5 protein-coding genes are annotated in these 5,241 nt (G+C 60.1%); 3 read left to right on the forward strand and 2 right to left on the reverse strand.

The annotated features are described in order from the left end of the window. Positions 1 to 597: 597 nt before the first annotated feature. Positions 598 to 888, reverse strand: a complete 291-nt coding sequence (locus PF446_RS06360; RefSeq protein WP_298070400.1) for a hypothetical protein — start codon at positions 886 to 888, stop codon at positions 598 to 600. A 399-nt stretch (positions 889 to 1,287) separates the two neighbouring features. On the opposite strand from PF446_RS06360, the gene PF446_RS06365 reads away from it, so the two are divergent. The 3 genes from PF446_RS06365 to PF446_RS06375 all read left to right on the forward strand — a co-directional run bounded on the left by PF446_RS06365 (position 1,288) and on the right by PF446_RS06375 (position 3,879). Next, positions 1,288 to 1,575, forward strand: coding sequence for a hypothetical protein (locus tag PF446_RS06365; protein WP_298070401.1), 288 nt, complete (start codon positions 1,288 to 1,290; stop codon positions 1,573 to 1,575). A gap of 325 nt (positions 1,576 to 1,900) precedes the next feature. Continuing rightward, positions 1,901 to 3,472 (forward strand): phospholipase D family protein, encoded by a 1,572-nt coding sequence (locus PF446_RS06370; protein ID WP_298070402.1) that lies wholly within the window; start codon positions 1,901 to 1,903, stop codon positions 3,470 to 3,472. Then, the gene (locus PF446_RS06375) at positions 3,472 to 3,879 is read left to right on the forward strand and encodes a DUF5329 family protein (RefSeq protein ID WP_298070403.1); all 408 of its coding nucleotides are present in this window, start codon (positions 3,472 to 3,474) and stop codon (positions 3,877 to 3,879) included. Before PF446_RS06370 ends, PF446_RS06375 begins: the two co-directional genes overlap by 1 nt. Before the next feature lie 90 nt (positions 3,880 to 3,969). On the opposite strand, the gene PF446_RS06380 is transcribed toward PF446_RS06375, so the two are convergent. Continuing rightward, positions 3,970 to 5,241: cryptochrome/photolyase family protein (locus PF446_RS06380; protein ID WP_298070404.1), on the reverse strand; the 1,272-nt coding region annotated here is incomplete at its 5' end.

Below are 5,241 nucleotides of genomic sequence, written 5' to 3' on the forward strand. Positions count from 1 at the left end.
TGGATCAAGTAGGGGTTGGCATCCTCGATCTGCGCCGTATCGGCATTGAGCAGAAGAATCCCGTCCTGGGCGGTTTCAAACAACCGGCGGTAGCGACTTTCCGATACTTGCAATGCCTCCCGTGCCGAATCGCTCAGGGCATGCCCATCAGGTACTCGCGGGGGATGTGGTCTCTTCATGAGAAGCCCAGGGGCGGACCCTGCATCCTGTAATTCCTTTTAGCCAGAGGTTTCTTGAAAGGGGAAGCGCCCTGTCATCCAAGTCTTGATTCAACACCCGTGCACCTGAACCCCTGCCGCATTCTTTTGTCCCTGGCTCTGTGGGTGGGTACTGCAGAGCGAGCGCGGGTCCCGTGAGACCAGGCTGCTGAGTCCGTTGAGGCGGTCACTTGAGCCAGTTTCATGTCCTCTAAGGTATGCCGACAAGATGCATCCACGGACCATCCATCAGGCGAGCGTAACGCGTTCCCTTGCAGTCGGGCTGTACGGTCCGCATCCGCCGCATCATGGAGTGAGGCGGCAATTGAATGAGATCAATTGCTTCCGTTCCCCTTGATGCCGGCCCTGTTTGAAGGGCTCGGCACTTGCATGCAGTGCCCTAGCGGGGCTGCGTGAACTCCAGCGCAAACCCTTCCCCGGTTGCCAGTTCCTCGGCGACACGGCGCGCAAGCGTGGCAGCCCGTTCCGTATCCGCTTCGATCATCAGGGTATGGCTGCCCGGTCCTGTGTCGTCGGACAGTCCTGCCGAGCTGGAATCGTCGTCGGCGCTGCGCTGCATCAGGTCGGCCACTTCCTCGGCATGTACGACCCCATCGATGGCCTGCATGGCATTGAGCAGACGGGCGCTGGTATCGCTGTCGGTGGTCACTCGCAGATTGAGGTTGGGCATGCGTCACTCCTTTGTTTTTCTGTTGGCGCGCGCATCGGCGGCGCGGCGACTTACCATTTAAACGCAGGAAAGCTGAACATGGAGAAACCTGCGTCTCGGCCATGCGCAAGGGATCGCCAACTGTGGCACGAGTAAAAGAGCGTGCCACTGTCACGTTCGAGTTTCGTGTCTCAGTCGCGGAAAACGGCAGCATTGCGCGTGGATTCGTTTCAGCAAGGCCCTCAGGAAATGGCCGGGAACCCGCTGGAAGACGTGGTCCCATGTTGTCAGATGGTGGCGTCTCCGGTGTTCATGGAGCGCGCTTTGTTCTGTTTGGAGGGGGATGCGGCAAGCCTTGCAAGCCGATGACCGGAATGCTTTCACCCCAAACCCTGGGCGATGCAAACGGGGCCTTTCGCGGTGACCATGACGGCCAGCGACGATTTCGTGTTTCGTGTGCCATCACTGCGCAATATTGTCTTGACCGCGCCCTATTTGCATACGGGCAAGGCGTGGGGCCTTCGCCTGGCCATCGCGAGCATGGGCAGCAGTCAACTCGGAGTGACAACGAGCGAGGGAGAGGTCAGCAAGATCGAGTGTTTTCTGGGTGCGCTGACCGGCGACCAGCCAATGGTGACGCTGCCGATGCTGCGGTCCAGGATGACAACCACCCGCTGCCCAGGCCGTAAGTTGCAGGAAAAGAGGTGAAAGGTTCACCAGCAATCGCTTGATTCGGGTTGCAGGAACGCGGGCCTGGGCCACGGGGGCGAAGGAGAACAATACAAGTCCTTGTTGACCGCTTTACAGCGTGACCGGCCCCACGGTTCGACACGGGCGGGCCGCAACAGAAGGGACGTAAATGCGGGTACTTCCCATTGTGGAGAAGCCGCGACGACCGCTCCTGCTGCGTTCACGATGGCAGGCGCACTGTGGTCACAGGAAGGTCCTGGACATCGGGTCAGGATGGTGCGCACGGGTGGGGTTGTCCTGTCCGGATTCCGCATCGAGTCGATGGAAAACGGCTATGTCATGCATGTTACGTCGTATGGGCGTCCTCGTTGCACTGGCCATCGGCATGCTTGCATTGAGCGCCTGCGATTCGCTGCGGGCCCACTACGTCAAACATCCGTCCAACGCGCTGGCACCGGCAACAAATACCGCCAGCGCGCGTTATATCCGGTCAGAGCTGGATCAGCATCACGACAAGTCCGGCTTCCGGCTGCTTGTGCGCAGCACCAATGCGCTGATGAGTCGCATTGCGCTCGCCGATCACGCGGAACACTCTCTTGATCTGCAGTACTACATCTTTGACAACGATGCGACCGGTCGGCTGGTGGCGCAGCGCCTGTTGCTGGCTGCCGATCGTGGCGTGCGCGTGCGTCTGCTGCTTGACGACATCAATGTAAACGACGGCATCGACATGCTGGACGCGCTCAATGCGCACCCGAACATCGAGGTCCGTCTGTTCAACCCGTTTCATACGCGTCATCCGTCCTGGCTGTCCAAGGTCACCCAGTTCCTGCTTCACCCCCGTCGGCTCAATCGCCGCATGCACAACAAGTCGTTCATCGCCGACAACAACGTGGCGATTGTAGGTGGCCGCAACATTGGCAATGCGTATTTCGACGCCGGTCACGGCACCAATTTTCGTGACCTGGACCTGATCGCCATCGGGCCTGTGGTCAAGGAGGCTTCACACGCTTTCGATGAATACTGGAACAGTGAATACGCTTACCCGGTCACGGCGTTTCCCAGCAAATACGCCAGTCACTACGATCTGGCGAAGTTGCGCGTGGATCTGACCAGGGAGGCACGCACGTTTGCTCAGTCGGACTATGCGCAATCGACCCTGGAGGAACTTCCCTACGGCCCCTCTGCGGATCGCGCCGGTGCCTGGTTCTGGGGTCCGGCGATGCTGGTAGCCGATCAGCCGGAAAAGATCGAGACCAGCAGGGACCATCCACGGCTGCGCATCGGTCCGCAAATCAAGACGATGACCGATCGGGCGCAAAAGGAAATCCTGTTCATATCGCCTTACTTCATACCCGGCGATACCTACACCCGCTATCTCACCGGGATTGCCAGCCGCGGTGTGAGCGTGAAGGTGCTGACCAATTCACTCGCCTCCACGGATGAACCTGCGGTGCATTCAGCCTATTCGCGCTATCGACGTGCGCTGCTCGAAGGCGGCGTGCAGCTCTACGAACTTCGGCCCTCCACCAAGATGAAGAGGAAAAGCGCACCGGGCACATCCTCGGGTGTCAGCCTGCATGCCAAGGCTATCGTGGTGGATCGGCAACTGGTGTTCATCGGCTCGATGAACATGGACGAACGCTCGAAACTGCTGAACACGGAGATGGGCATCATCATCGATTCCCCGGCGCTTGCTGAAGCGGTTACGCAGTTTTTCGACAACGCCACGCGACCGGCCAATGCCTACCATGTGGTGCTGATCAAAAAAGGTTCGCCACATGCGGGGAGGATGCAATGGCGGGCCAGCGACAACGGCAAGCCTGTCGTGTACGGCCACGACCCCAAGACCAGCGTGGCTCTCAGAATGGAAGTGAAGCTTCTCAAGCTGTTGCCAATCGAAGGGTTGCTCTGATGAACAAGATCATGATCACATGGATTTTCCTCGCCGTCCTGGCGACACCAGCATTTGCACAGCAGGCGGTCGAAGCCACCAGGCCCGAACAGCAGCAGGCCATCGAACAACAGAAAATTCAATACCTCATTGCTTCGGTGGCGGCCTTGCACCATGCCGTCTTCATCCGCAACGGCATCGGTTACAGTGCATCAAAAGCCGCGGCGCACATGCGCCTGAAGCTTCGCTTTGCCGGCGCTTCCGCAAGTACTGCCGAGGGCTTTATCAACTGCTGTGCTACCCGCTCGTCGATGTCCGGGATCAAGTACTCCATCAGGTTCAGCGATGGCCATGTGGTCGATGCGGCGGTGTATCTGCGCGGCAAGCTCGCTGAATACCCGGCACTGTCGATCAAAGGCACCCCTTGAGCTGGTGTAAAGGCCTCAGCGTTAATTTTTCAGGACACCTTTCTCGATTCTTGTGGCGTGAAGCGGTTGTTCATGCTGACTGATTGATGGCTAAAGCGTATCCAGCCGATCCAGATACTGCTCCGCCTGCGCCATTGTGGCCGCACGTTCGTCGGGATTCATGTTGTCCCAGTTGCGGTAGGCCATGGTCAATCGGGGATTGCGCCCGAATACATCGCGGTGTCGCAGGTGGAAATGCCAGTACAGGCTGTTGAAAGGGCAGGCGCGTTCGCCGTGGCGCAGCGTTTGCTTGTAGTGGCAGCCCTTGCAGTGGTCCGACTGACGATGAATATAGGATGCCGAGGCGGCGTACGGCTTGCTGCCAACCACGCCGCCGTCGGCGAACTGGCTCATGCCACGCGTATTGGGCAGTTCCACCCACTCGAAAGCGTCAACATAGATGCCCAGGTACCATCGATCCACCGCGTCCGGGTCGCAGCCGACCAGCAGCATGAAATTGCCGATGACCATCAGGCGCTGGATGTGGTGCGCGTAGCCCAGCGCCAGCGATTGTCCGATGGCCGCCTGCAGGCATGCCATGTTCGTTTTGCCTGTCCAGTACCAGGCCGGCAGCGGTCGGCTGGCGCTCAGGGCGTTCAATCTGGCATATCCCGGCATGCGCGCCCAGTAGATCGCACGCACGTACTCGCGCCAGCCGAGGATCTGCCGGACCAAACCCTCGGTCGCGGCGAGATCGACCTGGCCGTCTTCCAGCGCCGCAATGGCAGCGTCAATCACCTCGCGCGGATGCAGCATCTTGGTGTTCAGGGCGAAAGAAAGACCCGCGTGAAACAGCGTGGACGACCGCCCGCTCAACGCGTCCTGAAAGCGACCGAAGTGGGGCAACCGATGCGTGATGAAATCGGCCAGCCAAGATTGCGCCTCGCTACGGCTCAACGGCCAGCCAAAGTCCTCGGCCGTCGGCTCGCCCATGGTCTGCACGCCGGCCGCCTGGATCTCGGACCAAAGCGTGCGCAGGTCATGCTTTTGCCACGGCCACGAGGGTGCCGGAGGATCACCCGGCCACTTGGCACGGTTCTCCGTGTCGTAGTTCCAGCGTCCGCCGCGCGGCTGGCCATCCGCCTCGAGCAGGATCCGGTGACGCCGCCTGAGGTCGCGGTAGAAATACTCCATGCGTGGCACTTTTTGCGCAAAGCGGTCGACCGCCGCATCCCGCTCCAGCAGGAAATGTTCGGCGCTGAACACGCCGTGCGGCAGCCCGCTGGCCTCGAAGGCATCCTTGAGCGCCTGCTCCACGCGCCACTCATCGGCTTCCATGCGCTCCAGACGCGTTGCCCCGAAATGCTCGATCAGCCAGGGCAG

The sequence above is a fragment of the Oleiagrimonas sp. genome (genome assembly GCF_027858935.1).
Classification (GTDB): Bacteria; Pseudomonadota; Gammaproteobacteria; order Xanthomonadales; family Rhodanobacteraceae; genus Oleiagrimonas.